This window comes from Streptomyces sp. NPDC003035 (assembly GCF_042888285.1).
GTDB lineage: Bacteria > Actinomycetota > Actinomycetes > Streptomycetales > Streptomycetaceae > Streptomyces.
The window spans coordinates 246,035-272,007 of the sequence record NZ_JBIAPJ010000008.1; the positions used below are offsets into that span (position 1 = coordinate 246,035).

Annotated in this window: 27 protein-coding genes; 13 read left to right on the top strand and 14 right to left on the bottom strand. The window is 72.9% G+C overall.

Annotated elements, in window-relative coordinates:
* Positions 1-72: 72 nt before the first annotated feature.
* Positions 73-1,818 carry a beta-galactosidase gene (locus ACFYV5_RS25860; RefSeq protein WP_389172306.1) on the top strand — a complete coding sequence of 582 codons (1,746 nt, stop codon included), beginning with the start codon at positions 73-75 and terminating at the stop codon, positions 1,816-1,818.
* 71 nt (positions 1,819-1,889) lie between these two features.
* Here the strand turns inward: ACFYV5_RS25860 and ACFYV5_RS25865 are convergent, their stop codons facing one another.
* Positions 1,890-2,687: a serine protease gene (locus ACFYV5_RS25865; protein ID WP_355111205.1), complete on the bottom strand. Its 798-nt coding sequence runs from the start codon at positions 2,685-2,687 to the stop codon at positions 1,890-1,892.
* Positions 2,688-2,828: 141 nt separating this feature from the next.
* On the opposite strand from ACFYV5_RS25865, the gene ACFYV5_RS25870 reads away from it, so the two are divergent.
* Together ACFYV5_RS25870 and ACFYV5_RS25875 are read left to right on the top strand one after the other, a co-directional pair.
* Positions 2,829-3,731: a hypothetical protein gene (locus tag ACFYV5_RS25870; RefSeq protein ID WP_389172308.1), complete on the top strand. Its 903-nt coding sequence runs from the start codon at positions 2,829-2,831 to the stop codon at positions 3,729-3,731.
* A gap of 75 nt (positions 3,732-3,806) precedes the next feature.
* Positions 3,807-5,369, top strand: a complete 1,563-nt coding sequence (locus tag ACFYV5_RS25875) for an ankyrin repeat domain-containing protein (RefSeq protein ID WP_389172310.1) — start codon at positions 3,807-3,809, stop codon at positions 5,367-5,369.
* A gap of 55 nt (positions 5,370-5,424) precedes the next feature.
* Here ACFYV5_RS25875 and ACFYV5_RS25880 read toward each other — a convergent pair whose 3' ends face one another.
* From ACFYV5_RS25880 to ACFYV5_RS25890, 3 genes are all read right to left on the bottom strand, one after another.
* Entirely contained in the window at positions 5,425-6,087 is a 663-nt protein-coding gene (locus tag ACFYV5_RS25880; RefSeq protein ID WP_389172312.1) for a HEAT repeat domain-containing protein, read from the bottom strand.
* Positions 6,088-6,147: 60 nt separating this feature from the next.
* Positions 6,148-6,570, bottom strand: coding sequence for a ribonuclease domain-containing protein (locus ACFYV5_RS25885; protein WP_389172314.1), 423 nt, complete (start codon positions 6,568-6,570; stop codon positions 6,148-6,150).
* 144 nt (positions 6,571-6,714) lie between these two features.
* Positions 6,715-7,626 carry a LysR family transcriptional regulator gene (locus ACFYV5_RS25890; RefSeq protein WP_389172316.1) on the bottom strand — a complete coding sequence of 304 codons (912 nt, stop codon included), beginning with the start codon at positions 7,624-7,626 and terminating at the stop codon, positions 6,715-6,717.
* Between the two features lie 108 nt (positions 7,627-7,734).
* On the opposite strand from ACFYV5_RS25890, the gene ACFYV5_RS25895 reads away from it, so the two are divergent.
* The gene (locus ACFYV5_RS25895) at positions 7,735-8,658 is read left to right on the top strand and encodes an EamA family transporter (RefSeq protein ID WP_389172581.1); all 924 of its coding nucleotides are present in this window, start codon (positions 7,735-7,737) and stop codon (positions 8,656-8,658) included.
* The gene (locus ACFYV5_RS25900; RefSeq protein ID WP_389172318.1) at positions 8,655-9,281 is read left to right on the top strand and encodes an NAD(P)-dependent oxidoreductase; all 627 of its coding nucleotides are present in this window, start codon (positions 8,655-8,657) and stop codon (positions 9,279-9,281) included. Before ACFYV5_RS25895 ends, ACFYV5_RS25900 begins: the two co-directional genes overlap by 4 nt.
* 195 nt (positions 9,282-9,476) lie before the next feature.
* On the opposite strand, the gene ACFYV5_RS25905 is transcribed toward ACFYV5_RS25900, so the two are convergent.
* Together ACFYV5_RS25905 and ACFYV5_RS25910 are read right to left on the bottom strand one after the other, a co-directional pair.
* Positions 9,477-10,400, bottom strand: coding sequence for an SDR family oxidoreductase (locus tag ACFYV5_RS25905; protein WP_389172320.1), 924 nt, complete (start codon positions 10,398-10,400; stop codon positions 9,477-9,479).
* On the bottom strand, positions 10,387-11,166 hold the full coding sequence (locus ACFYV5_RS25910; RefSeq protein WP_389172322.1) for an SDR family oxidoreductase: 780 nt from the start codon (positions 11,164-11,166) through the stop codon (positions 10,387-10,389). Before ACFYV5_RS25910 ends, ACFYV5_RS25905 begins: the two co-directional genes overlap by 14 nt.
* A 68-nt stretch (positions 11,167-11,234) precedes the next feature.
* On the opposite strand from ACFYV5_RS25910, the gene ACFYV5_RS25915 reads away from it, so the two are divergent.
* From ACFYV5_RS25915 to ACFYV5_RS25935, 5 genes are read left to right on the top strand one after another with little or no spacing between them, the layout of a single operon-like run.
* Positions 11,235-12,005, top strand: coding sequence for an enoyl-CoA hydratase family protein (locus ACFYV5_RS25915; RefSeq protein WP_389172324.1), 771 nt, complete (start codon positions 11,235-11,237; stop codon positions 12,003-12,005).
* Complete coding sequence (locus tag ACFYV5_RS25920; RefSeq protein ID WP_389172326.1) at positions 12,002-12,853, top strand: CoA transferase subunit A; 852 nt, start codon at positions 12,002-12,004, stop codon at positions 12,851-12,853. Before ACFYV5_RS25915 ends, ACFYV5_RS25920 begins: the two co-directional genes overlap by 4 nt.
* A complete protein-coding gene (locus tag ACFYV5_RS25925) occupies positions 12,850-13,572 on the top strand; it encodes a CoA-transferase subunit beta (protein ID WP_389172328.1) in 723 nt (240 codons plus the stop codon). The genes ACFYV5_RS25920 and ACFYV5_RS25925 overlap by 4 nt, the downstream gene beginning before the upstream one ends.
* Complete coding sequence (locus tag ACFYV5_RS25930; protein ID WP_389172330.1) at positions 13,572-14,621, top strand: NAD(P)H-dependent flavin oxidoreductase; 1,050 nt, start codon at positions 13,572-13,574, stop codon at positions 14,619-14,621. Before ACFYV5_RS25925 ends, ACFYV5_RS25930 begins: the two co-directional genes overlap by 1 nt.
* A 28-nt stretch (positions 14,622-14,649) precedes the next feature.
* Positions 14,650-15,540 (top strand): tyrosine-protein phosphatase, encoded by an 891-nt coding sequence (locus tag ACFYV5_RS25935; RefSeq protein WP_389172332.1) that lies wholly within the window; start codon positions 14,650-14,652, stop codon positions 15,538-15,540.
* On the opposite strand, the gene ACFYV5_RS25940 is transcribed toward ACFYV5_RS25935, so the two are convergent.
* The 6 genes from ACFYV5_RS25940 to ACFYV5_RS25965 form a co-directional block, all read right to left on the bottom strand.
* Complete coding sequence (locus ACFYV5_RS25940) at positions 15,537-17,216, bottom strand: DEAD/DEAH box helicase (RefSeq protein WP_389172334.1); 1,680 nt, start codon at positions 17,214-17,216, stop codon at positions 15,537-15,539. The two genes, ACFYV5_RS25935 and ACFYV5_RS25940, sit on opposite strands and share 4 nt — an antisense overlap.
* A 91-nt stretch (positions 17,217-17,307) precedes the next feature.
* On the bottom strand, positions 17,308-17,511 hold the full coding sequence (locus ACFYV5_RS25945) for a cold-shock protein (RefSeq protein ID WP_290114082.1): 204 nt from the start codon (positions 17,509-17,511) through the stop codon (positions 17,308-17,310).
* A gap of 165 nt (positions 17,512-17,676) precedes the next feature.
* Positions 17,677-18,834 (bottom strand): acetyl-CoA C-acetyltransferase, encoded by a 1,158-nt coding sequence (locus ACFYV5_RS25950; protein WP_355111179.1) that lies wholly within the window; start codon positions 18,832-18,834, stop codon positions 17,677-17,679.
* 18 nt (positions 18,835-18,852) lie between these two features.
* Complete coding sequence (locus ACFYV5_RS25955; protein WP_355111177.1) at positions 18,853-19,482, bottom strand: TetR/AcrR family transcriptional regulator; 630 nt, start codon at positions 19,480-19,482, stop codon at positions 18,853-18,855.
* Between the two features lie 274 nt (positions 19,483-19,756).
* Positions 19,757-20,545 carry an SDR family oxidoreductase gene (locus tag ACFYV5_RS25960; RefSeq protein WP_355111175.1) on the bottom strand — a complete coding sequence of 263 codons (789 nt, stop codon included), beginning with the start codon at positions 20,543-20,545 and terminating at the stop codon, positions 19,757-19,759.
* Positions 20,542-21,678 carry an acyl-CoA dehydrogenase family protein gene (locus tag ACFYV5_RS25965; RefSeq protein ID WP_389172583.1) on the bottom strand — a complete coding sequence of 379 codons (1,137 nt, stop codon included), beginning with the start codon at positions 21,676-21,678 and terminating at the stop codon, positions 20,542-20,544. The genes ACFYV5_RS25960 and ACFYV5_RS25965 overlap by 4 nt, the downstream gene beginning before the upstream one ends.
* 60 nt (positions 21,679-21,738) lie before the next feature.
* Between ACFYV5_RS25965 and ACFYV5_RS25970 the strand changes: the two genes are divergently transcribed.
* The 3 genes from ACFYV5_RS25970 to ACFYV5_RS25980 are packed head-to-tail and all read left to right on the top strand — an operon-like array spanning position 21,739 to position 24,958.
* Positions 21,739-22,569 (top strand): enoyl-CoA hydratase, encoded by an 831-nt coding sequence (locus ACFYV5_RS25970; protein WP_389172337.1) that lies wholly within the window; start codon positions 21,739-21,741, stop codon positions 22,567-22,569.
* Positions 22,569-23,714 carry an acyl-CoA dehydrogenase family protein gene (locus ACFYV5_RS25975; RefSeq protein ID WP_389172339.1) on the top strand — a complete coding sequence of 382 codons (1,146 nt, stop codon included), beginning with the start codon at positions 22,569-22,571 and terminating at the stop codon, positions 23,712-23,714. The genes ACFYV5_RS25970 and ACFYV5_RS25975 overlap by 1 nt, the downstream gene beginning before the upstream one ends.
* Positions 23,714-24,958, top strand: a complete 1,245-nt coding sequence (locus ACFYV5_RS25980) for an acyl-CoA dehydrogenase family protein (protein WP_389172341.1) — start codon at positions 23,714-23,716, stop codon at positions 24,956-24,958. Before ACFYV5_RS25975 ends, ACFYV5_RS25980 begins: the two co-directional genes overlap by 1 nt.
* On the opposite strand, the gene ACFYV5_RS25985 is transcribed toward ACFYV5_RS25980, so the two are convergent.
* Positions 24,953-25,462 carry a pyridoxamine 5'-phosphate oxidase family protein gene (locus ACFYV5_RS25985; protein ID WP_389172343.1) on the bottom strand — a complete coding sequence of 170 codons (510 nt, stop codon included), beginning with the start codon at positions 25,460-25,462 and terminating at the stop codon, positions 24,953-24,955. The genes ACFYV5_RS25980 and ACFYV5_RS25985 overlap by 6 nt on opposite strands.
* A 41-nt stretch (positions 25,463-25,503) precedes the next feature.
* Positions 25,504-25,878, bottom strand: a complete 375-nt coding sequence (locus ACFYV5_RS25990; protein ID WP_389172345.1) for a VOC family protein — start codon at positions 25,876-25,878, stop codon at positions 25,504-25,506.
* Positions 25,879-25,973: the final 95 nt, after the last annotated feature.

Genomic DNA, 25,973 nt, shown 5'->3' on the forward strand with positions numbered 1-25,973 from the left:
GGCTCCTTACGTCCAAACAGCGACGATCTTTGTCCATGGACCCGTCCGCCGCCAGAGGGCGAGGGTGAGGCCATGAGCACGTTCGCTGTGGGTGACGAGGACTTTCTTCTGGACGGGCGGCCGGTGCGGCTGCTGTCGGGGGCATTGCACTACTTCCGGGTGCACGAGGACCAGTGGGGCCATCGTCTGGAGATGCTCCGCGCGATGGGGCTCAATTGCGTGGAGACGTACGTCCCGTGGAATCTGTACGAGCCGGAGCGGGGCGGGTACGGGGATGTGGCCGCGCTGGGGCGGTTCCTGGACGCGGTGGCGGCGGCCGGGATGTGGGCGATCGTGCGGCCGGGGCCGTACATCTGCGCCGAGTGGGAGAACGGCGGGCTGCCGCACTGGCTGACGGGGCGCCTTGGTCGGCGGGTGCGGACGGCGGACGCGGAGTACCTGGCGGAGGTGGAGCGCTGGTTCCGGACGCTGTTGCCGCAGGTGGTGGAGCGGCAGATCGACCGCGGCGGTCCGGTGATCATGGTCCAGGTGGAGAACGAGTACGGGAGTTACGGCTCGGACCAGGGGTATCTGCGGCGGATCGCGGATCTGCTGCCGGCCTGCGGGGTGAGGGTGCCGCTGTTCACCTCGGACGGGCCGGAGGACCACATGCTGACGGGCGGGTCGGTGCCCGGGGTCCTGGCGACGGCGAATTTCGGCTCGGACGCGCGGGAGGCGTTCGCGGCGCTGCGGCGGCATCAGCCGTCGGGGCCGCTGATGTGCATGGAGTTCTGGTGCGGCTGGTTCGACCACTGGGGCACGGACCATTCCGTACGGGACGCGGGGGACGCGGCGGCGACGCTGCGGGAGATCCTGGAGTGCGGGGCGTCGGTGAACGTCTACATGGCGCACGGCGGGACGAATTTCGCGGGCTGGGCGGGGGCGAACCGGGCCGGCGCGCTGCACGAGGGCGAGCTGCTGCCGACGGTGACCTCGTACGACTACGACGCGCCGGTCGACGAGGCGGGGCTGCCGACGGAGAAGTTCTGGCGGTTCCGCGAGGTGCTCGCGGAGTTCGCGGAGGGTCCGCTGCCCGAGGTGCCGGGGCCGCCGCGGCGGATCGGGGGGCCGGCGGACGCGGTGGTGTCCCAGTGGGCGCCGCTGGCGGAGGTGCTCGAGGTGCTCGGCGGCGAGGAGTCGGTCACGCCGCTGCCGCCGACGTTCGAGGAGCTGGGTGTGGACCGGGGGCTGGTGTGCTACCGGCTGGAGATCCCCGGGCCGCGGCAGCCGTATCCGCTCTCGGTGACCGGGCTGCGCGACCGTGCGGTGGTGTACGTGGACGGGGTGCGGGCGGGGGTGCTGGCCGCGGAGGACGCGGTGCTCGCGGAGCCGGTGGCGGGGCCGGCGGTGGTCGAGCTGTGGGTGGAGTCGCTGGGCCGGGTCAACTACGGGCCGCGGCAGGCGGAGCCCAAGGGCATCACGGGCGGGGTGCGGCACGAGCGGCAGTACGTGCACGGGGTACGGGCCCGGGGGCTGCGGCTGGACGCCTTCGGGGCGGAGGCGGTGGAGAAGGTGCCGTTCCGGCCGGTGGCGGGGGATGCGGGGCCGGGGCTGTACCGGGCCGTGGTGGAGGTGGCCGGGCCGGGTGACGCGGCGCTGTCCGTGCCGGGCGGGACGCGCGGCTTCGTCTGGGTGAACGGCTTCTGCCTGGGGCGGTACTGGGGCGTGGGTCCGCAGGACTCGCTGTTCGTGCCGGGTCCGGTGCTGCGGGAGGGCGGCAACGAGGTGTGGGTGCTGGAGCTGGAGGGCGGGGCGGCGGCGCGGGTGGAGCTGGCCTAGGAGGATCGCGCGGTACGTGTACGGGGGCGGACCCCACCCCCGTACACGTACCGTCTCAGCGCGTCACGGGGTCACAGCGTCGCGGCGGCGGACTTGATCGCGGAGGCGAAGGTCGAGACCTCGGTGTACACGCCGGGGTAGCCGGGCCGTGCGCAGCCCTCGCCCCAGCTCACGATGCCGACCTGGATCCAGGCGCCGGCGTCGTCGCGGCGGAACATCGGGCCGCCGGAGTCACCCTGGCAGGTGTCGACTCCGCCCTGGTTGTAGCCGGCGCAGATCTCCTCGCCGGCGACGAGGGAGCTGCCGTAGGCGGCCTTGCAGTCGGCGTCGGAGACGAAGGGCACCGTCGCCTTGCGCAGGTAGCGCTGCTGCGCGCCGCCCTCGCGGGTGGCGCCCCAGCCGGCGACGGTGAACGTGCCGCTGTTGTACGCGGTGGTCTCGGCGATCTTGAGGGTGGGGACCGAGGTGATCGGCGATGCCAGCTTGATCAGGGCCCAGTCCTTGCCCGTGCCGTTGTAGCCGGGGGCCTGGAGGACCTTGGTCGACCTGACCTTGACGGCGCTGGTGGACTGCAGGTCCACGACGCCGGCGGTGGCGGTGATGCTGGTGTTGTTGCCGGAGCCGTTCACGCAGTGGGCGGCGGTGAGGACGATCTGCGGGGTCAGCATCGAGCCGCCGCAGCCCATGGAGAGCCTGACCATCCAGGGGAACTCGCCCTGGGCGGCGCGGGTTCCGCCGACGACCGGGGCGGGCGCGGCGGAGGCGGTGGAGGGCTGGAGACTGACGGCGGCGAGGATGACGGCGCCGGCCGCTGCGATTCTCTGCAGGGCACGGACGAAGGTGTTCTTCTTCAAGTGTCTGCCTTTCATGGGGGGTTGAGCCTTGATGGCATGTGCCCGTCAAGGCTTGGTGGGGATTATGGGCAAGGGCTCACGAGGCCACAAGCACGCGTTTTCGGCCAGCGGACGAGGCCGGGCCGCCCCCGTACAGTGAAGGAAAGGGGGTGCGACGTGCCGAACGACCGCGCAGCCGACGGAGCCGACGGAGCCGACGACGTCGTACACGGGTTTCCGCACCTCTCCACGGTCCGGACCTGCGTCACCGCGCTGTACCGGAGGCTGTCGGCGGACGGGGTGCGGCGGTACGCGACGAGCGTGCCGCCGGCGGACGTGGCCTTCGGGGACGAGGAGGACCTCCATCTCGGTGCGCAGCGGGTGGCCCGGGCCCTCGTCCACCATCTGGGCCTGCCCGAGGCGCGGATGGTCGTGAGCTTCCGGGAGATGGAACACGCGGCGAGCGTCGAACTGACCGCGGGACCGGAGTACTTCGTCGAGCTGAACGACCGCTTCCGGCGGCACCGCAGGGACGTGGGAGCCGCTCTGGCCCACGAGATCACCCATGTGTTCCTGCACCGCCTCGACCTCGGTTTTCCCGGCACACGGGAGAACGAGATCCTCACCGATGTGGTGACCTCCTATCTCGGAGCGGGATGGCTGCTGCTCGACGCGTTCCGGCGGGACGCGGTGTCCAGCCAGAAGCTGGGCTATCTGACGCCGGAGGAGTTCGGGTACGTCCTGGCCGAACGGGCGGCGCTGTTCGGGGAGGACCCGTCGCCGTGGTTCACCAGCCCGCACGCGTACCAGGCGTGGACGCGGGGACGTGAGGAGGCCGCCCGGCACGCCCGCCGGCCCCCGCTGGCCGCGGCGGGGTGGGCGGCGCGCCACCGGTACGCGAAGGACCGCCGCTACGGGCGGGCGGCGGCCGACGCCGCGTACGCCTTCGAGGGGACGGGGGCCTCCGCCCGGGTGGCCTTCCCGTGCCCGGTGTGCCACCAGCGGCTGCGGCTGCCGATGGGCCGGAGCGTCCGGGCGAGGTGCGGGGTGTGCGGGACGGTCCTGGACTGCGCCACGTAGGGGCGGGTGGGCCGCGGGCCGGGGGGCGGGACTAATCGTTTGCGCCGTTCGCGCCCGGCGGGCGAAGGTCGGAGCATGAGCACGCTGTTCGACGCGATCCACGAGGGGGACGACGCCGTCGTGCGCGCCCTCCGGGCCGGAGCGTCCCCCGAGGGGGACGACGAGGGGGAGACCCCGCTGTACCGGGCGGCCCTCACGAACGAGCCCGGGATCGTACGGCTCCTGCTGGCGGCCGGCGCCGACCCCGCGCGGGGCAGCGGCGAGGAGGCGGGGGACCTGCCGCTGTGCGGGGCGGCGTGCGGCGGCCACGCCGAGGTGGTGCGGGCGCTGCTGGCCGGCGGGGCGCGGGCCGACCAGGCGGAGGCGTACGGGTTCACGGCCCTGGACTGGGCCGTCCGGCTCGGGCACGCCGAGACGGTACGGATCCTCCTGGAGCACGGCGCCGACCCGGGCCGGCCGGGGCCCGACGGCCGGCCCCCGCTGGTGGCGGCGGCCCGGCGCGGCTCGACCGGGAGCGTACGGGCGCTGCTCGAACACGGAGCGGGGCCGGTCGAGGACGCGCTGCGGGAGGCGCGGCGCTGGATCGGCGTCGACATCGCGGAGGAGTTGCGGCGCGGGCTGCTCGAGACCGGCGGGGACGACCGGTCCGGCGAGACCGTGGTGCGTCGCGTGTACGAGGACGGCGGGGTGACCGTCGTCGTCGACCTGCTGCGCGCGGACGGCGCCCCGGGCAGCGGCAACGAACAGCAGACCGGTCACGCGGCCATCGCCACGCTCCTGGAGCGCGCCCTGGACCTGCGCACGCCTCCCGAGGAGCTCGCCGGGCGGGCTTTGCGGTGCGGTGACCCGGACCTGGACGACTGGACCGAGACGGTCCGCGCCCTGGCCGACCGCGACGACGAGGAGACCTTCCGGACGGCCGCCGCGTGGTGCGCGAGCGACGAGCCCCTGCGGCGTGCGCTCGGCGCGAGCGTCCTGGGCGGCCTCGACGGCTTCACGGCACGCGCGGTGCCGGTGCTGCGCCGCCTGGCGGCGGAGACATGGCGGGGCGCTTCCGCACCCGACACCACGCACGGGGCCCCACCGGCGGTCACACCGGGCGCCCCGCCGGCCGCCGCGCCCGACGCCCCACCGGCCCCCGCACCCGCCGTCGCGCGGGAACCCGCGCTGTCCGTGGTCGCCGCGCTGGGGCGGTGCGGGGAACCGGGCGCGCTGGCCGAGCTGGTGGCGTTCGCCTCGCATCCCGATGCCGAGGTGCGGCGGGCGCTCGGGTGCGCCCTCACCGGGCCCGTACCCGCCGGGGACCCCGGGACCGTGGAGACGCTGGTCGCCCTGAGCCGCGATCACGACAACGGCGTGCGGGACTGGGCGACGCTCGCGCTCGCGGAGGTCCCCGAGGACACACCCGTACTCCGGGAGGCGCTCGCGGCCCGGCTGGACGACGAGGATCCGGACGTCGCCGCCGAGGCGGCACGCGGGCTGGCGATGCGTCAGGATCCTCGGGCCGTCGAGAGACTGGCGTGGATCCTCGCGGAGGGTGGCCCGGACGGCACCGCCCGCGACACCGCCCTCGCCGCCGTCGCGTACGTCCGGGACGACCGGATCAGGACCCGCCTGGAGCGGACGGCCCCGCGTTGACCGCCGCCCGGGCGCCCGTCACGGCCGCCGGGCAGTTGCCGGCGCTGGTCGCGCTTCAGCGAGTGGACGCAGCCGATTCCGTTCGCTCCACCAGCAGGTCGACCATCCGGCGCATCACCGGCACGGGCAGCGCGGGATTCGTCGCCGCGTCGGAGGCGGTCTTCGGATCGCGCAGCAGCCGGAGCAGGACGTCCCGCGGGAGGGCGGGGTGCCGGGCGGCGCGGGCCCGCACGGAGGAGTCCGGGTCGTCGAGCAGGCGTACCGCGGTCGAGGGAGCGAGCCTCGGGTCCCCGACCACGTCCTGCCGGACCTCCGCGGCCTCGTCCCGGCTGAGCTCCTCGACCAGCTCGGACGTGGACTCCGGGTCCCCCAGGGCGAGTCGGCGCAGCCTCGGGTTCGGGTCGGTGGCGTAACGGAGCAGTCCGGCGCGCGGGAAGTTCGGGTGGGTCCGGGGGCGGCCGGGGAAGGAGAGGCTGCCGTCCCACCAGTGCCAGACCTCCAGGAGCATCTCCGGGGGCGCGTCGTCGCAGGATTCGGCGAGGAAGAGCCGTACGGTCCGGTCCTCGTCGCGGGCGAGCCGCTCGACGACATCGGGGCCCCGGAACAGGAAGTGGGATTCGACGTCGAGCAGCCGGATCAGCAGGTCCTCGGGCGCCGCCCGGTTGAAGCCCAGATGCTCCCATCCGCCGACCGGCTCCCCCAGCTCATCGACGGTCATGGGCACCATCCTGCCCGGTCCGCGGCCGGCCGCGGACCGGGGGCTGGTTGGTCGAGCGGCTCAGCAGCCGTGATCGACGAGGTCGAACGAGGCGTAGTGGTCGGCCGTGTAGTAATCCTCCTGGTACGACTCACCGGTCACGATCCGGCGCGCGCCCCTCGTGGTGCTGCCCGGGGTCTTCACCGTGTACTCGTGGTAGTAGCCCGTCGAGTGGGCCGGCAGGATGCCCTCGCGGTTCTGGAAGACGCTGCCGTCCTGGCGGTACGGGAAGGGTCCGCCCCGCGCGATCAGACGGAGGGTGTCGTGGGCCTGGGAGGGGAGGTCGGAGTAGCAGATCTCGCCGACGGCGGCGGCCGCGTAGGCGAACGCCGAGGTCGAGCTCGAGGTCGGGGCGGGGGCCGCGGAGGCCGGGGCGCCGAGGAGGAGGGTCGAGACGAGGGCGGCCGCACCGCCGATGACGGAGAATCGTGGGGGGATTCGCATGCCCTGATGATGACGCGCGTAGAACGGCTCGGGAAGCCCAACTCCCCTCAGTTTTCCGGATGTTGACGTGGTGTCGCAGATGTGGGGACGGGGTGTGCGTCCCTCACTCGTACGTCACGTCCACCCGCTCGCCGAGCGGTACCCCTAGACGGCCGGCTCCGTGAGGTCCGCTTCCCTCAGGTCCGCTTCCGTGAGGTCCAGTTCCGCGAGGAAGGCCGTCGCGGCGGGGGTGCGGGTGAGGCGGTTCCAGATGAGGTGCTCGGTGCGGGCGGGGGCGTCCCGCACCGGGACCGTGACCACGCCCGTGAGGTGTCGTGTGTAGTGCGAGGGCAGCAGGGCGATGCCGAGGTTCTGGTGGATGAGCCGCGTCATGAACCCGGCGTCGGTCACCTCGAAGGCGACCTCGCGGGGGACGCCCGCCGCGGCGAAGGCCTGGTCGGACTGGATGCGTCCCGCCGTTCCCGCGGGCTTGTCCACGAACACCTCGGAGGAGAGCCGGGCGAGGTCGACCTCGCCCTCCGCCGCGAGCGGATGGTCGGGGGCGACGACGGCGACCAGCTGGTCATGGGCCAGCGGTTTGGCTGCGACCCCTTCGGGCCGGGCCGTCACGGGCAGGCCGAGGAAGGCGACGTCGAGCGCTCCTTCCTTGACCAGGTCGACGAGCTCCTCGCTGGCACCGACGCGCAGCCCGATACGGACATGGGGGTATCGCCGGTGAAAGGCGTTCAGGGCCGCCGGGACGTCGACCGCCGCGACGGTGGGGATCACGCCGACGGTGAGCCGCCCACGGACCTCGCCGACGGCCGCGGCGACCTCGGCGGCGGCGCGCTCGGCGGCGTTGACGCACTGCCGGGCCGCCGGGAGGAACGCCTCGCCGGCCGGCGTCAACCGCACCCGGCGGCTGGTGCGTTCGAAGAGCCGGGCGCCGAGTTCCCGCTCCAGGCGGGCGATCTGGTGGCTGAGGGCGGACTGGACCACGAGGCACCGTTCGGCGGCACGGGTGAAGCTGTTCGTCTCCGCGACGGCGACGACGTACCGCATCTGCTGAAGCTCCATGCGCCCATCTTCCACCATCCATCGCGAATCACGATCGATCAGGTGACAAACATGTGTTGGACTCATCGATCGCGCCCGCCGAAGCTTGATCGCGTGAAGAACCTGGTGATGTCACCGAGTACGGCCGGTCTTGCCGGCACCGCCATGACCGCGTCCGCGCCCGTCGTCTGGGGCACCACGTTCGTGGTCACCACCGAACTCCTGCCTGCCGGCCACCCGTTGTTCGCGGGGCTCCTGCGCGCCCTGCCCGCGGGTCTGATCGCGCTGGCGATCACCCGGACGTTGCCACGCGGGACCTGGTGGGCGAGGGCGATGGTGCTGGGCGTGCTCAACATCGGTGTGCTCTTCCCGCTGTTGTTCGTCGCGGCGGAGCGACTGCCCGGCGGCGTGGCCGCCACGCTGAGCGCGACGCAGCCGCTGGTCGTGGCGGTGCTGGCCGTGACGGTGCTGCGGCAGGGCCCGTCGCTCTGGAGCTTCGGCTGGGGAGTGGCGGGTGTCGTCGGTGTCGGTCTCGTCGTCATCGGCCCTGACGCGGGATTCGACGCGGTCGGGATTCTGGCGGGCCTCGGCGGCGCCGCCTCGATGGCGCTCGGCGTGACGCTCACGAAACGCTGGGGACGTCCGGACGGTGTCGGCCCGACGGCGTTCGCGGGCTGGCAGCTCGCCGCGGGCGGTCTGTTCCTGGTGCCGGTGACGTTCCTGTTCGAGGGGGCGCCGCCCGCCGTCGACGGGGACGCCGCGCTGGGCTACCTCTGGCTCGGCCTGGTCGGCGGACTGCTCTCGTACGTCCTGTGGGTCCGCGGCGTCACGACCCTGCCGGTCACCTCCGTCGCCGTCCTCGTCCTGCTGTCGCCGATCGTGGCCGCCCTGCTGGGCGTGGTGCTGCTCGGCCAGTCGCTCGGCCCGGTCCAGCTGATCGGGTTCGCCCTCGCCCTCGCGGCGATCGCCGCGGGCCAGATCACCCCGAGGTCCGCCAAACCCACCATGCCCACCAGCCCCACCAAGCCCACCGAGGAAGGGATCACCCGATGAGGATCACCGTCGTCGGAGCCGCCGGCATGGCCGGCTCCCGCGTCGTCTCCGAAGCCATCGACCGCGGGCACGAGGTCACCGCCGTCCTCCGGCGCTCACGGCCGGATGCCCTGCCGGCGGGCGTGACCGCCGTCCGCGGTGACGTCACGGACGTCGGCCGCATGACCGATCTGTTCGCCGGCGCGGACGCGGTCGTGGGCGCCACCCGCCCCGCCCCGGGTTCGGAGAGCACGGTCACCGCGACCACCGCGGCGCTGCTGGACGCCGTAGCGGCAGCCGGCACGCGCGCCCTGCTCATCGGCGGCTCCGCACCCCTGCGCGGCCCGTCCGGAGTGCTCGTCCTCGACGATCCGCGGTATGTGCCCCCGGCCGTGCGCGCGATCGCCGCCTCCAGCGTCGCGCAACTGGACGTCTGCCTCGCCCATGCCGCCGACTGGGTCTACCTGAGTCCGCCCGCTCTCCTGGAGCCCGGGGACAGGACCGGCGGGTACCGGCGCGCCACCACCACGCTCGTGGTGGCGGCGGACGGCTCGTCCCGGATCTCGGCGGAGGACCTCGCCGTCGCCGCCGTGGACGAACTGGAGAACCGGGGCGGCGAACGCCACTTCGCGGTCGGCTACTGACACCAGGTCGGCGTGGGGGAGCGCCGGTCGGCCCGTCAGGGCGCCGCGGCGCCCCCGCGCGTGCGGCGCAGGGGTGAAAGGGTGACGGCACAGGCCCAGGCCCCGCAGGCCCCAAAGGCGCAGGGCCGGCGGCGCCACGCGGCCCGCGAGCGCCGCCGCCTCGTACGTCGCGACCAAGCGCCACACCGGCGACCGTCAGGACGCGCCGTACACCGGCTGCGGCGCCTCCGCGTCCGCCAGGAGCCTCAGTGTCGTCTCCCCCGCCTCCGCCGGGCTCCAGCGCGCCCCCTTGTCGGCCGTCGGGCCGGGCCGCCATCCCTCCATGACGGTGATCCGGCCGCCCTCCGCCTCGAAGACCCGGCCGGTCACGCCCGCCGAGGCCGCCGAGCCCAGCCAGACCACCAGCGGCGAGACGTCCTCCGGTACGCCCTCCAGGCCCGCGAAGGCCTGTTCCGTCATCCGGGTCCTGGCCGCCGGGGCGATCGCGTTGACCTGGATCCCGTACCGGCCCATCTCCGCCGCCGCGACGAGCGTGAGGCCGACGATCCCGGCCTTGGCCGCCGCGTAGTTCCCCTGCCCGACGCTGCCCGAAAGACCCGCTCCCGACGTGGTGTTGACGACCCTCGCCGCCGGCTCGCGCCCCGCCTTCGCCTCCGCCCGCCAGTACGCCGCGGCGTGCCGCAGCGGCAGGAAGTGGCCCTTCACGTGGACCCGCATGACCGCGTCCCAGTCGTCCTCGCCGAGGTTCACGAGCATCCGGTCACGCAGGAATCCCGCGTTGTTGACCAGGGTGTCGAGCCGTCCGAAGGAGTCCAGAGCGGTGGCGACGAGCGAGGCGGCGCCCTCCTCGGTGGCGACGTCGCCGCCGTGTGCGACGGCCTGACCGCCCGCCGCGCGGATCTCCTCCACCACCTGTCCGGCGGGTGAGCCGGTCCCTGCCCAGCCCGACCCCGCCGAGCCCGACCCCGCGGAGCCCGACTCCGCCGAGCCGTCGAGCCCCACGCCGAGGTCATTGACGACGACCTTCGCCCCTTCCGCCGCGAAGGCCAGCGCATGGGCGCGGCCCAGCCCCCGCCCGCCGCCCGTCACGATCACGACCCGGTCGTCACAGATTCCCATCTCGGCTCTCCTTGTTGACGGTCGCGGCATCCAGAAACGCGGGGCGTTCGCCGCCCCCGTGCACGAGCAGCGACGCCCCCGAGACGTAGGCGGCCCGGCCGGAGGCCAGGAACACCGCCGCCTCCCCCACGTCCGAGGGCTCGGCGAGCCGGCCGAGCGGCACCGTCGCCCCGACGGCGGCGATGCCGTCCTCGTCGCCGTAGTGGAGGTGGGACAGCTCGGTGCGGACCATGCCGAGGACGAGGGTGTTGACCCGTACCTCGGGGGACCACTCCACGGCCATCGAGCGGGCCAGGTTCTCCAGGCCGGCCTTCGCGGCGCCGTAGGCGGCCGTGCCGGGCGAGGGACGGGTCCCGCTGACGCTGCCGATCATGACGACCGACCCCCGGGAGGCCCGCAGCAGCTCGTACGCGGCGAGAGAGACGGTGAGCGGGACGGTCAGGTTCAGCTCCACGACCCGGGCGTGCCGTTCGGCGTCCCCCTCGCCGAGGAGCCGGTACGGCGTTCCGCCGGCGTTGTTGACCAGCACGTCGAGGCGTCCGTACCGTTCGCCGACGCTCGCGAAGAAGGCGGCGACCGCCGCGGGTTCGCGCAGGTCGAGGGGGGCGAAGACGGCTTCCCGCCCTTCGTCGGCCACCGCCTCGTCCGGTGGTCGGCGCGCGCAGACGACCACGCGCGCCCCGTCCCGGAGGAACGCCCGGGCGATGCCCGCGCCGACCCCTCGTGTGCCGCCGGTGACGACGACAACCCTCCCGTCCAGCTCCATCGGCTGCTACCTTTCCTCACCAAGCAGTCACCTAACAAATGTTTGGTGGAAAGGTAGCTGATCCGCTCATGGGTGTCTCCACCTCACGCCCCGGCAAGGGCATCGCACTCGTCACCGTCGACTTCCCACCGGTCAACGCCCTCCCCGTGCAGGGCTGGTACGCCCTCGCCGACGCCGTCCGCGCGGCCGGCCGGGACCCCGAGGTCCGCTGCGTGGTGCTGGCCGCCGCCGGCCGGGGCTTCAACGCGGGTGTCGACATCAAGGAGATGCAGCGCGAGCACGACACCGGGCGCCACACGGCGCTCATCGGCGCCAACCACGGATGCGCGGAGGCCTTTTCGGCGGTGTACGCGTGTGAGGTCCCGGTCGTCGCGGCCGTCGGCGGCTTCTGCCTGGGCGGCGGGATCGGGCTCGTCGGCAACGCGGACGCGATCGTCGCCTCCGAGGACGCCACGTTCGGGCTGCCCGAGCTGGACCGGGGCGCGCTCGGCGCCGCCACCCATCTCGCCCGGCTCGTCCCGCAGCACCTGATGCGCGCGCTGTACTACACCTCACGCACCGCCACCGCCGCCGAGCTGCACGCCCACGGATCGGTCTGGAAGGTCGTGCCCCGCGAGGAACTCATGGACGCTGCCCTGGAGTTGGCGGGCGAGATCGCCCGGAAGGACGGGTACCTGATCCGCCTCGCCAAGGCCGCCATCAACGGCATCGATCCCGTGGACGTGCACCGCAGCTACCGCTTCGAGCAGGGCTTCACCTTCGAGGCCAACCTCAGCGGGGTCGCCGCTCGCGTCCGCGGCACCTTCGGCAAGGACGAGGCCAGGGAGGCCGGCTCGTGACCGACAAGACGATGACCCCCGACGAGGTGGTGGGCCGCCTGCGCAGCGGCATGACCATCGGCATCGGCGGCTGGGGCTCACGGCGCAAGCCGATGGCCCTGGTCAGAGCGCTGCTCCGGTCCGAGATCGCCGATCTCACCGTGATCTCCTACGGAGGCCCCGACGTGGGCCTGCTCGCCGCCGCCGGCCGGATCCGCCGGCTCGTGGCCGCCTTCACCACCCTGGACTCCATCCCCCTCGAACCGCACTTCCGCGCCGCCCGCGAGCGCGGCGACTTCGCGTTCACAGAGCTCGACGAGGCCATGTTCATGTGGGGCCTGCACGCGGCCGCCAACCGGCTGCCCTTCCTTCCCGTGCGGGCCGGCCTCGGCTCGGACGTGATGACGGTCAACCCCGAGCTGCGGACGGTCACCTCGCCGTACGAGGACGGGGAGACGTTCGTCGCCGTGCCCGCCCTGCGCATGGACGCCGCCCTGGTCCACCTCAACCGCGCCGACCGGCTCGGCAACGGCCAGTACCTCGGCCCGGACCCCTACTTCGACGACCTCTTCTGCGAGGCCGCCGACACCGCGTACGTCTCCTGCGAGCAGCTGGTCGACCGCTTCGACCGGGACACCGCCCCCGCCCCGCAGTCCCTGCTCGTCGGCCGGCACAGCGTCACCGGTGTCGTCGAGACCCCGAACGGCGCGCACTTCACCTCCTGTGCCCCCGACTACGGCCGCGACGAGCCCTTCCAGAAGCTGTACGCGACCACTCCCTGGCCCGAGTTCGCCGAGAGGTTCCTCGCCGGCAAGAGCGAGGACGACTACCAGCAGGCCGTCCGCACCTGGCACGAGGAGCAGCAGTGATCAGCCGCTCGGAATACTGCGTCATCGCCTGTGCCGAGGCGTGGCGCGACAACGGCGAGGTCCTCGCCGCCGCCATGGCCCCGGTCTCCTCCTTCGGTGCCCGGCTCGCCAAGCGTTCCTTCTCCCCCGACCTGCTGCTGACCGACGGCGAGGCGATGCTCGTCGGCCTCGACGGGGAGGTCGAGGGCTGGCTGCCGTACCGCCGCCATCTCACGATGGTCACCGGCGGCAAGCGGCACGTCATGATGGGCGCGAGCCAGATCGACCGGCACGGCAACCAGAACATCTCCTGCATCGGCGACTGGTCCCGGCCCGCCCGTCAGCTCCTCGGCGTCCGCGGCGCTCCGGTCAACACCCTGAACAACCCGGTCAGTTACTGGATCCCGAAGCACTCGCCCCGGGTCTTCGTCGAGCGCGTCGACATGGTCAGCGGCGTCGGCTACGACCGCGCGGCCGCCGCCGGGGCCGACCGCTTCCACCGGATCCCCCGGGTCGTCTCAGACCTCGGCGTCTTCGACTTCGAGACGCCCGACCGCTCGATGCGCCTCGCCTCGCTCCACCCGGGCGTCACCGTGGACCAGGTCAGGCAGGCCACCGGATTCGACCTGGTGATCGGCGACGACGTCCCGTACACCCGCGAACCGACCGCCGAGGAGCTGCGGCTCATCCGCGAGGTGATCGACCCCGCGGGGCTGCGGGACCGGGAGGTACGGGCCTGATGGAGACGGCGCTCACCCGGCTCACCGGCGTCCGCCACCCGATCGTCCAGACCGGCATGGGCTGGGTGGCCGGACCCCGGCTGGTCTCGGCCTCGGCCGACGCCGGCGCCCTCGGCATCCTCGCCTCGGCGACGATGACCGTGGAGGAGCTGCGGGCGGCGGTCCGCGAGGTGAAGTCCCGTACCGACCGGCCCTTCGGGGTGAATCTGCGGGCCGACGCCGGCGACGCCCGCGAGCGGGTACGGATCATCGTCGACGAGGGCGTACGGGTCGCCTCCTTCGCCCTCGCACCGTCCCGGGAGCTGATCGCCGAACTCAAGGACGCGGGCGTGGTCGTGATCCCCTCCATCGGCGCCCGGCGGCATGCCGAGAAGGTCGCCGCCTGGGGCGCGGACGCGGTGATCGTGCAGGGCGGCGAGGGCGGCGGGCACACCGGCGAGGTCGCCACGACCGTCCTGCTGCCGCAGGTGGTCGACGCGGTCGACATCCCGGTGATCGCGGCCGGCGGCTTCCACGACGGCCGCGGCCTGGTCGCCGCGCTCGCCTACGGCGCGGCCGGCATCGCCATGGGCACCCGTTTCCTGCTCACCTCCGACTCCACCGTCCCCGACGCCGTCAAGGCGCTGTACCTGGCCGCGGCGGTCAAGGACGTGACGGTGACGACCGCCATCGACGGGCTGCCCCACCGGATGCTCCGTACGGAGATGGTCGCCGCACTCGAACGGGCCGGGCGCGTACGGGCGTTGACGCAGGCCGTCCGGCGTGCGGCCGGCTTCCGCAGGATCTCGGGACTGTCGTGGCCGCGGATGGTCCGCGACGGTCTCGCGATGAAACACGGCAAGGACCTGTCGTGGAGCCAGGTCCTGCTCGCCGCGAACACCCCCATGCTCCTCAAAGCGTCCATGGTCGAGGGCCGCACCGACCTCGGTGTCATGGCGTCCGGGCAGGTCGCAGGGCTGATCGAGGATCTTCCGAGCTGCGAGGAACTCGTCCTGCGGGTCATGTCCGAGGCCGCACACGCGCTCCGCACCCTGCCATCACCAGGGTGAACCCTCATCCCTTCAAGGGAGTCCGGTCATGCCTCTGTCGAGACGCGCACTGCTGAGCACCACGACCGCCGCCGTCCTCACCGCGGCCCTCGCCCCCACGGCTCTCGCCCGGCCGCGCACGGCCACGGCCATCCGCCACATCCCGCTCCAGGGCGCGGTCAACGTCCGCGATTTGGGCGGATACCGCACGTATACGGGAGGCCGGGTCCGGCACGGACTGGTGTACCGGTCCGACGCCCTCGGCAAGCTCACCGACGCCGATGTGACGACCCTCGCCGGACTGCGCCTGGGCCGGGCCGTCGACTTCCGCATCCCGCTGGAGGTCCAGTACGACGGCGCGGACCGGCTCCCGGCCGGAGTCGCCGCGGTGTCCCGTCCCGTCACGGACAACGGCCTGTACGGGCAGCTGCTCGCGGCGATCGGCTCCCGCGATCCGGTACGCCAGGAGGAGATGCTCGGCGGCGGCCGGGCTGCCGCCTTCATGCGCGAGGTGTACCGCACCTTCGTCACCAGCGCGGCCAACCGGGCCCAGTTCGGCGCCACGCTCCACGAACTCGCGATCCTGGGCCCGACTCCGTCGCTGTACCACTGCACCTCGGGCAAGGACCGTACGGGCTGGGCGAGTTATCTGCTGCTGACGCTCCTGGGAGTGCCGGAGAGCGCGGTCGTCGGTGACTACCTGGCCTCGAACACCTTCCGGGCCGCGCACGACGCGAAGGTGCGGGAGGGGCTGAAGCAGGGCGGGCTCATGCAGAACCCGGACCTGATCATCCCGCTCCAGGAGGTACGGACCGAGTACCTGAACACCGCGCTGGAGGAGGTGAAGGCCGGTTACGGCGGCCTCTTCCGCTACCTCACCGACGGCCTGGGCCTGGAGCCGCACACGCTGGCGAAGCTCCAGGACCGGCTCGTCGACTAGGCCGCGCCGCCCCGGCGGCCGCGGCCGCCGGCACCGCCGGCGCTGCGGGTACGGGTGGCCGAAGCGCCCGTACCCGTACGGCTACCGGTACCGGCACCCGTGCGCGAACCGCTGCCGGCGCCCGCGCCCGTGCGCGTACCGGTGCCCGTTCCCGTACGGCCGGTGGCCTGGGAGCGGGTGCGGCCACCGCCGGCGCCACCGCCTCGGCGGGAGCGCTGACCGCCGCCGCCGCGGGCGGCGGTGGGCTGGGCCGGCTGCGGGACGTCGATGACGACCGGTATGCCGGACGGCTCTCGGGCGCCGGTGAGCCGCGTCAGCTCCTCGTCGCTGGACTTGATCTGCGCCGTACGGGGGCTGATGCCGGCGTTCGACATCAGCCGGCTCATGTCCCGCTTCTCCTCGGGCAGCACGAGGGTGACGACGCTGCCGGACTCGCCGGCCCGGGCGGTGCGGCCGCCGCGGTGCAGATAGTCCTTGTGGTCGACCGGCGGGTCGACGTTCACGACCAGGTCGAGGTCGTCGACGTGGATGCCGCGGGCCGCCACGTTGGTCGCCACGAGCGCGGTGACCTGGCCGGTCTTGAACTGGTCCAGGGTGCGGTTGCGCTGCGGCTGGGAGCGGCCGCCGTGCAGTCCGGAGGCCCGGACGCCGTTGGCGAGGAGCCGCTTGACCAGCCGGTCCACGGACCGCTTGGTGTCGAGGAAGAGGATCGTGCGGCCGTCGCGGGCCGCGATCTTCATCGTGACGGCCTTCTTGTCGGTCTCGTCGGCGATGTAGAGGAGGTGGTGCTCCATCGTCGTGACCGCGCCGGCGGAGGGGTCGACGGAGTGCACGACCGGGTCGGTGAGGAACATCTTCACCAGCCGGTCGATGTTCTGGTCGAGCGTCGCCGAGAACAGCATCCGCTGACCGTCCGGCTCGACCTGCTTGAGCAGCGCGACGACCTGCGGCATGAAGCCCATGTCGGCCATCTGGTCGGCCTCGTCCAGGACCGTGATCGCGACCTGGTCGAGCCGGCAGTCGCCGCGCTCGATGAGGTCCTTGAGGCGTCCGGGCGTGGCGACGAGCACCTCGGCGCCGCGGCGCAGCGCGTTCGACTGCTTGGTGATCGACATGCCGCCGACGACGGTGGCGAGCCGCAGCTGCACGGAGGTGGCGTACGGCGCGAGGGCGTCGGTCACCTGCTGGGCGAGCTCACGGGTGGGCACGAGGACCATGGCGAGCGGCGCCTTGGGCTCGGCGCGGCGGCCCGCGGTGCGGGCGAGCAGGGCGAGGCCGAAGGCGAGGGTCTTGCCGGAGCCGGTGCGGCCGCGGCCGAGGATGTCCCGGCCGGCGAGCGAGTTCGGCAGGGTGGCGCCCTGGATCGGGAACGGCTCGGTCACACCCTGTGCGGCGAGCGTCTTGACCAGCGCGGGGGGCATGTCGAGGGCGTCGAAGGACTCGACGGAGGGCAGCGCGGGAGTCAGCGTCTCGGGGAGGGTGAACTCACGCGGCGGCGGAGGCGTGGCCGGTCCGCGACCGCGGCCGGCCCCCTTGCCCTTGGCCTTCGGGGCGGCGGCGCCACGGCGGGCGCCGGCGTTGCCCGAGCCGCGCGCGGGGCGGCCCGAGGCATTTCCGGACGGGGTTCCGGAAGTGGATTCCGCGGCCCGGCGGGGCCGCTTTTCGGAGCGAGTCATAGGGAAATGCCTTCCTGGGCCTGAGCACAGCGCGAGCCGGGACCCGCACCTGCACGGTGCGGGTCCCGGCTGCGAGAATCGCGTACGGCGATCAGGCGGGGAGGATGTTCTCCGCCTGCGGGCCCTTCTGGCCCTGCGTGACGTCGAAGGTGACCTTCTGGCCTTCCTGGAGCTCACGGAAGCCGGAGGTCGCGATGTTCGAGTAGTGGGCGAAGACGTCGGCGCCGCCGCCGTCCTGCTCGATGAAGCCGAAGCCCTTTTCGGCGTTGAACCACTTCACAGTGCCGGTAGCCACAATGATCTCCTGAATAGGTAAGGGCCCCATCCCGGAGAGTCCGGAAAACAAAATTGCGCCTGAGGAACATTCCCGTCAGGCGCACATAAAGTTCATGGGTACCAACTAGCAACACCGAAAGACTAGCACGCTGTCCCGCCCCTCCGGGCGGGACAGCGACGAGTGTCACATCCGTTCGATGATCGTCACGTTCGCCTGGCCCCCGCCTTCACACATGGTCTGGAGGCCGAACCGGCCGCCGGTGCGCTCGAGTTCGTGGAGCAGCGTGGTCATCAGCTTCACGCCGGTGGCGCCCAGCGGGTGGCCGAGGGCGATCGCGCCGCCGTTGACGTTCACCCGGTCGGGGTCCGCGCCGGTCTCCTTGAGCCAGGCGAGGACGACGGGGGCGAAGGCCTCGTTGATCTCGACGAGGTCCATGTCGTCGATGGACATGCCGGTCTTCTTCAGGGCGTGTGCGGTCGCCGGGATCGGGGCGGAGAGCATCCGGATGGGGTCCTCGCCGCGGACGGAGAGATGGTGGACGCGGGCGCGCGGGGTGAGGCCGTGTTCCCGTACGGCCCGCTCGCTCGCCAGGAGCATGGCCGCGGCGCCGTCGGAGACCTGGGAGGAGCAGGCGGCGGTGATGGTGCCGCCCTCGACGACCGGCTTCAGGCCGGCCATCTTCTCCAGCGTGGTGTCCCGGCGCGGGCCCTCGTCGGCGGTCACGTCCCCGTAGGGCACGATCTCCCGCTCGAAGCGGCCCTCGTCGATGGCGCACAGCGCCCGCTCGTGCGAGCGGAGGGCGAATTCCTCCTGGTCACGGCGGGTGATGCCCCATTTCTTGGCGATCAGCTCGGCGCCGTGGAACTGGTTGACGGGCGCGTCCCCGTACCGGGCCCGCCAGCCCTCGGAGCCGGCGTAGGGGCCGTCGGTCAGGCCGAGGGGTTCGGCGGCCTGGCGGGAGGCGAAGGCGATGGGGATCATCGACATGTTCTGGGTGCCGCCCGCGACGACGAGGTCCTGGGTGCCGGACAGTACGCCCTGGGCGGCGAAGTGCACGGCCTGCTGGGAGGAGCCGCACTGGCGGTCGATCGTGACGCCGGGGACCTCCTCGGGGAGGCCGGCGGCGAGCCAGGCCGTACGGGCGATGTCGCCGGCCTGCGGGCCCACGGTGTCGAGGCAGCCGAAGACCACGTCCTCGACGGCGGCGGGGTCGACGCCCGATCGCGAGACGAGGGCCTTGAGGACATGGGCGCCGAGGTCGGCCGGGTGGACGGAGGCCAGGCCTCCCCTGCGGCGGCCCACCGGGGTGCGGACCGCTTCGACGATGTAGGCCTCGGCCATGACAACTCCTCCAGACGTCTACGAACGTACGGCGATACCGTCCAGGACCATCGACAGGTACTGGCGGGCGATCTCGTCCGGGCTGTGCTGTCCGCCCGGGCGGTACCAGGACGCGGCGACCCAGACGGTGTCGCGCACGAACCGGTAGGTGAGCCGGATGTCGAGGTCGGCGCGGAAGACCTTGGCCTCGACGCCCCGCTCCAGCGTGCCGAGCCACGCCTTCTCGAACTTGACCTGCGAGTCGGAGAGGTAGTGGAAGCGGGGCTGGTCGCTGAGGTGCCGGGACTCCTTCTGGTAGATGGCGACGGCGGCGCGGTGCCGGTCGATCTCGCGGAAGGACTCGGTGACGAGTGCCTCGATGGTCTCCCTGGGCCCGAGGCCGGCGGCGAGGACGGCGTCGTAGCCCTCCCACAGCTCGGTCAGGAAGGTGGAGAGGATCTCGTCGAGCATCGATTCCTTGGAATCGAAGTGGTAGTAGAGGCTGCCGGCGAGCATGCCGGCGGCGTCGGCGATCTTGCGTACGGTCGTGGCGTTGTACCCCTGGGCGGCAAACACCTCGGCCGCGGTGTCCAGGAGCTCTCGGCGCCGCTCGGGCGATGCGGTCACCGGGCTCTTCTTCTTGCTGGGGTTGCTGGCAGTCTTCGGCACACGTCCATTCTGGTCCCAGGGGGTGTCTTGTCGATCAGGCCGGATCAGGGAGCGGGGTCTGTGCATGGGGTCTCCCCAGGCCCGCCAGGGCCGAGGGGACGGATCGCAAGGCGGAGGAGGGAGACAACGCGGTGGGGGCACCTCCCGTGCCCGAAGGGCTACGGGGGAGTTGGCGACCGACGACAACGCGGCGTGGGGGTACCTCCCGTGCCCGAAGGGCTACGGGGGAGCGGTGCCAGGGCACGCGAGCCCGGCCTGATCGGCAAGACACCCCCTACGGATGCTGGCTGCTGACCGAGACGGTCTCGCCGGTCATGTAGGAGGAGTAGCCGCTGGCGAGGAAGACGATGACGTTGGCGACCTCCCAGGGCTCGGCGTACCGCCCGAAGGCCTCGGCCGCGGTGAGGTCGGCGAGCAGGTCGGCGGAGGTGACCTTGACCAGGTGCGGGTGCATGGCCAGGGACGGGGAGACGGCGTTGACGCGGACGCCGTGGGCCGCCGCCTCGACGGCGGCGCAGCGGGTGAGCGCCATGACGCCGGCCTTGGCGGCGGCGTAGTGGGCCTGTCCGGCCTGGGCGCGCCAGCCGACGACGGAGGCGTTGTTGACGATCACCCCGCCGTCGCCGGCGTCCTTGAAGTGGCGCAGGGCGGCGCGGGTGCAGCGGAAGGTGCCGTTCAGGGTGACGTCGAGGACGCGGGTCCACTGCTCGTCGGTCATGTCGACGAGCTCGGCGGTGCCGCCGAGGCCGGCGTTGTTGACGACGATGTCAAGGCCCCCATGGAGGCGTACGGCCGTGTCGACGAGCTGCTGGACCTGGGTCTCGTCGGTGACGTCGCAGGGCAGGGAGTCGATCCGGTCGGCGCCGAACTCGGCGGCGAGGGCGGCCGCGGTCTCCTTGAGGCGGCGGGCGTGGGCGTCGCTGACGAGGATCCTGGCGCCCTCCTCCAGGAAGCGGCGGGCGGTGGCGCCGCCGATGCCGGCTCCGGCGGCGGCGGTGATGACGGCGCTGCGGCCGGTGAGGAGTCCGTGTCCCGGTTCGTAGGGCGGCGGCGGTGGGGTCATGGGCGCGGCTCCTTCGGGAGGCCGAGCACCCGCTCGGCGATGATGGTGCGCTGGATCTCGCTGGACCCGGCGTAGATGGTGTCGGCGCGGGAGAAGAGGAACAGCCGCTGCCATGCGTCGAGTTCGTACGGCTCCCCGCTGACGACCGTGGAGGCGGCGCCGCGGATGTCCATGGCGAGTTCGCCGAGGTCGCGGTGCCAGTGGGACCAGTACAGCTTGGCCATGGAGGGCTCGGCGCCGCGCAGGGCGTTCGCCCGCATGGCCTGCAGTCCGGTCCAGGCGCGGACGAGCCGGTCGCGGACGAGGGGGTCGGCGAGGGCTCCGGTGCGCCGGGCGAGCTCGATCAGGCCCTCCAGCTCGCGGCGGAATCCGACCTGCTGGCCGAGGGTGGAGACGCCGCGTTCGTAGCCGAGGGTGGCCATCGCGATCCGCCAGCCGTCGCCGGGCTCGCCGACGACGTTCGCGGCGTCCGTGCGGGCGCCGTCGAAGAAGACCTCGTTGAACTCGCTGGTGCCGGTGAGCTGGACGATCGGCCGGACCACGACGCCCGGCTGGTCCATGGGGACGAGGAGGTACGAGAGTCCGGCGTGCCGTCGCGACCCGGGCTCGGTGCGGGCGAGGACGAAGCACCACTGGGACGCGTGAGCGAGCGAGGTCCAGATCTTCTGGCCGTCGACGACCCAGGCGTCGCCGTCGCGGGTGGCGCGGGTGCGGACGGCGGCGAGGTCGGAGCCGGCGTCGGGTTCGCTGTAGCCCTGGCACCAGAGCTCCTCGACGGCGCGGATCGGGGGCAGGAAGCGGGCCTTCTGCTCCTCGGTGCCGTGGGCGATGAGGGTGGGGCCGAGCAGCTGTTCACCGATGTGGTTGACGCGGGCGGGGGCGTCGGCGAGGGCGTACTCCTCGTGGAAGGCGATCTGCTCCTCGATGCTCGCGCCGCGCCCGCCGTACTCCTTGGGCCAGCCCACGCAGGTCCAGCCGTGGGCCGCCAAGTGGCGTTCCCAGGCCAGGCGTTCGGCGAACGCCTCGTGTTCCCCGCCCGGTCCGCCGCGGCCCTTCAGGTGGGCGAACTCGCCGGTGAGGTGGGCCTGCAGCCAGTGCCGTATCTCGGTGCGGAACTCCTCGACGCTGCTCATGGCGCTGCTCATGGCCGTACGTTAACCTACCAAACACTTGTTAGGGAAGGAGCGCGAGAGATGCCCGTGCTGTACGAGCGTCGCGGCCCCGTCGCGTACGTGACGATGAACCGGCCCCGCTACCGCAACGCCCAGAACTCCGCGATGACCTACGCCCTGGACGACGCCTTCTACCGGGCGGCGGCCGACGCCGACGTCTCGGTGGTCGTGCTCGCCGGGGCGGGCGAGCACTTCTCCGCGGGCCACGACATCGGCACCCCCGAGCGCGACGCCCATCTCCCCTTCGACCGGCGCGCCGGACTGTGGTGGGACCACTCCGTCCGACACGGCGCCGAGTCGCGGTTCGCCCGCGAGTCCGAGGTCTACCTGGGCATGTGCCGGCGCTGGCGCGAACTCCCCAAGCCGGTCGTCGCCTCGGTCCAGGGGGCCTGCGTGGCGGGCGGGCTGATGCTCGCCTGGATCTGCGACCTGATCGTGGCGAGCGAGGACGCGTTCTTCGCCGATCCGGTCGTCCGGATGGGGATCCCGGGAGTCGAGTACTTCGCGCACCCCTGGGTGATGCCGCCGCGGATCGCCAAGGAGTTCCTCTACACCGGAGACCGGATGACGGCCCGCCGGGCGTACGAGATCGGCATGGTCAACCGGGTCGTGGAGCGCGCCGAACTCGGCGCCGAGACCGACCGCCTGGCGCTGCGGATCGCGGAGATGCCCCGGCTCGGCCTTGCCCTGACCAAGCGGGCGGTGAACCAGGCGGAGGACCTCCAGGGGATGCACGCGGGGATGGACTCCGTCTTCGGGCTGCACCACCTCGCCCACGCCCACAACGCGGAGACCGCCGCGGACCCGCTCGGAGGCATGGACGTGGCGGCGATGAAGGAGGCGGGCGTCTGATGGACCTGTCGTACGGCGCCGAGGAGGACGCCTTCCGGGCGGAGGCCCGGGAGTGGCTGCGCGCCCATGTGCCGAAGGAGCCGCTGCCGTCCCTGGAGACGGCGGAGGGCTTCACCGCGCACCGCGCGTGGGAGGCGGAACTGGCCGCCGACCGCTGGTCGGTGGTGTCCTGGCCGGAGCGGTACGGGGGCCGGGACGCCGACATCTTCCGGTGGCTGATCTTCGAGGAGGAGTACTACGCGGCGGGGGCGCCGGGCCGGGTCTCGCAGAACGGCATCAACCTGCTCGCCCCCACCCTCTTCGACCACGCGACGGAGGAGCAGCGGGCCCGGGTGCTCCCGTCGATGGCGACCGGCGAGGTCGTCTGGGCGCAGGCATGGTCCGAGCCCGAGGCCGGCTCGGACCTCGCCTCGCTGACCTCGCGGGCGGTACGGACGGAGGGCGGGTGGCTGCTGTCCGGGCAGAAGACCTGGTCCTCGCGAGCGCCCTTCGCCGACCGGGCCTTCGGCATCTTCCGCACCGACCCGGAGACGGACCCCGACCGGCCGCACCGGGGGCTGACGTACCTCATGTTCGACCTGCGGGCGCCGGGCGTGACCGTGCGGCCCATCGGGCGCCTCGACGGGAAACCGGCCTTCGCCGAGCTGTTCCTCGACGAGGTCTTCGTGCCCGACGAGGACGTGATCGGCGAGCCCGGCCAGGGCTGGCGGATCGCGATGTCCACGACCGGCAACGAGCGGGGGCTCATGCTCCGCTCCCCCGGCCGCTTCCTGGCCGCCGCCGACCGTCTCGTACGGCTGTGGCGCGAGACGGGCGAGGCCCCGGGGCTCCGGGACCGGGTCGCGGACGCGGTGATCGGGGCGCGGGCGTACCAGCTCTTCACGGCGGCAGGCGCCTCGCGCTTCGCGGCGGGGGCGACGATCGGGGCGGAGTCGAGCCTGAACAAGGTCTTCTGGTCGGAGTACGACATCGCGCTGCACGAGACGGCGCTCGATCTGCTGGGCGGGGAGGCGGAGCGGGCGGACGGCGAGTGGGCCGAGGGGTACGTCTTCTCGCTCGCGGGCCCGATCTACGCGGGCACGAACGAGATCCAGCGCGACATCATCGCCGAGCGGCTGCTCGGTCTGCCGAAGGGGCGGCGCTGATGCGATTCCTGCCGACGGAGGAGCAGCGCGATTTCGCGCGCTCGCTGGACGCGCTGCTGACGGCGGCGGAGACGCCGGCGACGATACGTGCCTGGGCGTCGGGCGACCCGGCGCCGGGCCGCGCCCTGTGGTCCCGCCTCGCGGAGACGGGCGTCTTCGCCCTCGCGATCCCGGAACCGTACGAGGGCGTGGGCCCGCTCCCCGTGGAACTGGCGACGGCGTTCGTGGAGCTGGGCCGCCACGGGGTACCGGGCCCGGTGGTGGAGACGGTGGCGGTGGGGGCGCTGCTGTCGGAACTGGCGGGGAGGGGGGAGGGGGCTCTGACGAAGCGCCTGCTGCCGGGCATCGCCACGGGCGAAACGCTGGCGACCCTGGCGTTCCCCGACTGGGCCTCGCCCGCGCCTACCCCGGTGCCCCCGCGCAGGCGCCCGCCGGGTGCGGCGCCGTCGTGGGTTGTGCCCACCCGTTCCGCCCTGCGGAACGCCTGCCCACAACCAGGTGGCGGGGGTGAGGGCGGGCACCGCCCAGCGGAACGCCTGCCCACAACCGGGCCAAGGGGCGAGGGTGGGGCACCGCCCGGCGGGGCCAAGGTCCACAACGCCGGAGGGTTGAGGGTGGGAACCGCCCTGCGGAACGGAGGCGCACAACAGGACGCGCTCGACGCGGACGTCGCCGACCTCGTGGCCGTCGTCCGTGGGGACGAGGTGTGGAGCGCCGCCTCCCACGGGGCTGTCCACCCCTCCGCCGACCCCGCCCGGCGGCTCTCCCGCCCTACACCCGATGGTGAGCTGATCGCCGCCGGACCGGCCGTCCGCGGCGCCGTCGAGCAGGCCGTGCGCTGGGCGATGCTCGCGACGGCCGCCCAGGCACTGGGCGTCGGACTCACGCTCCTCGACCGGACCGTGGCGTACGCCCGGCAGCGCACGCAGTTCGGGACCTCGATCGGGTCGTTCCAGGCGGTCAAGCACCGCCTGGCCGACACCCTGCTCGGCCTGGAGTTCGCCCGGCCGCTGCTCTTCGGAGCGGCGCTCACCTTCGAGAGCGCCGATCTCGCCGCCGCGAAGGTCGCGGCCGGCGAGGCCGCCTACGCCGCCGCCCGCACCGCCCTCCAGATCCACGGCGCCGTCGGGTACACCGAGGAGCTCGACCTCTCCCTCTGGCTACGCAAGGCCCGGCCTCTCCGGGACGCCTGGGGCACCCCGTCCTGGTGCCGGGCCCAGGTGCTCAGCGGGTCATGGTCATGAGTCCTCGCGCGGCGCGCTGTCGTCGGTGCCGCGCCGGATCGTCCGTACCGGCCGCCCCGGCGTCCAGGTGCGGACGACCAGCTCGTCGCCCTCGACGGCCGTGCGCACCACCTCGGCCACCTCCGCCAGGAAGAGGTGGAACGGCAGCGGCGCGCCGACCTCCTTCGCGAACCGCTCGACCGTCTCCGGGTCGGTGGCCTCGGCCACCCGCCCGGAGACGCGCACGTCGCCCCCGCCCATGTCGGTCCCGCTGCCCGGATTGGCGAGCAGCGAGAACCGCTGGTCGCGCCGCAGGTCCAGCGCCTTGCGGGAGTTCGGCATCATCGCGAGCCACAGTTCGTCGAAGCGGAAGTTCACCTCGAGGCCGGTGAGGCGCGGCGAGCCGTCCTTCCGTACGGTCGCGAGGACGTGATGCGTGTACCGGCCGAAGCGCTCCCGTACGGTCGCGGCGAGTTCCGGTTCGGCGGCGGCGAAGGTGGACCAGGTGGTTCCGGCGATTTTCATGAGAGCAGTGAATACCGGATACCCGACATCTTCTGTCCGGTTTACTGCGGGCGCTCGGAGTTCGCCCGCTCCACACAGAACTCGTTGCCTTCGGGGTCGGCCAGGGTCACCCAGCCTGTCCCGTCCGCGTTCCGGTGGTCGCCGACCAGTGTCGCGCCGAGCGCGAGCAGCCGCTCGACCTCCTCGTCGCGGGTGCGGTCCTGCGGCTGGACGTCGAGGTGGACCCGGTTCTTGACCGACTTCCCCTCCGGCACCTGGACGAAGAGCAGGCCCGCGCCGGGCGTCTCCACCAGTGCCTCGTCGTCGCCGGGCCGGTCCTCGTCGGACACCTTGGCGTCCAGCACGGAGGCCCAGAAGGTGGCCAGGGTGTACGGGTCGGAGCAGTCGATCGTCACGTGGCGCACAAGAGATGCCATGGCGCCACTATCACCTGATCGACCCCCGCCCGGCCAACGCATTTCGCGCCCGGCCTTCGCCGGAACCGAAAAGGCAACGCGGTCGAGCCGATCGA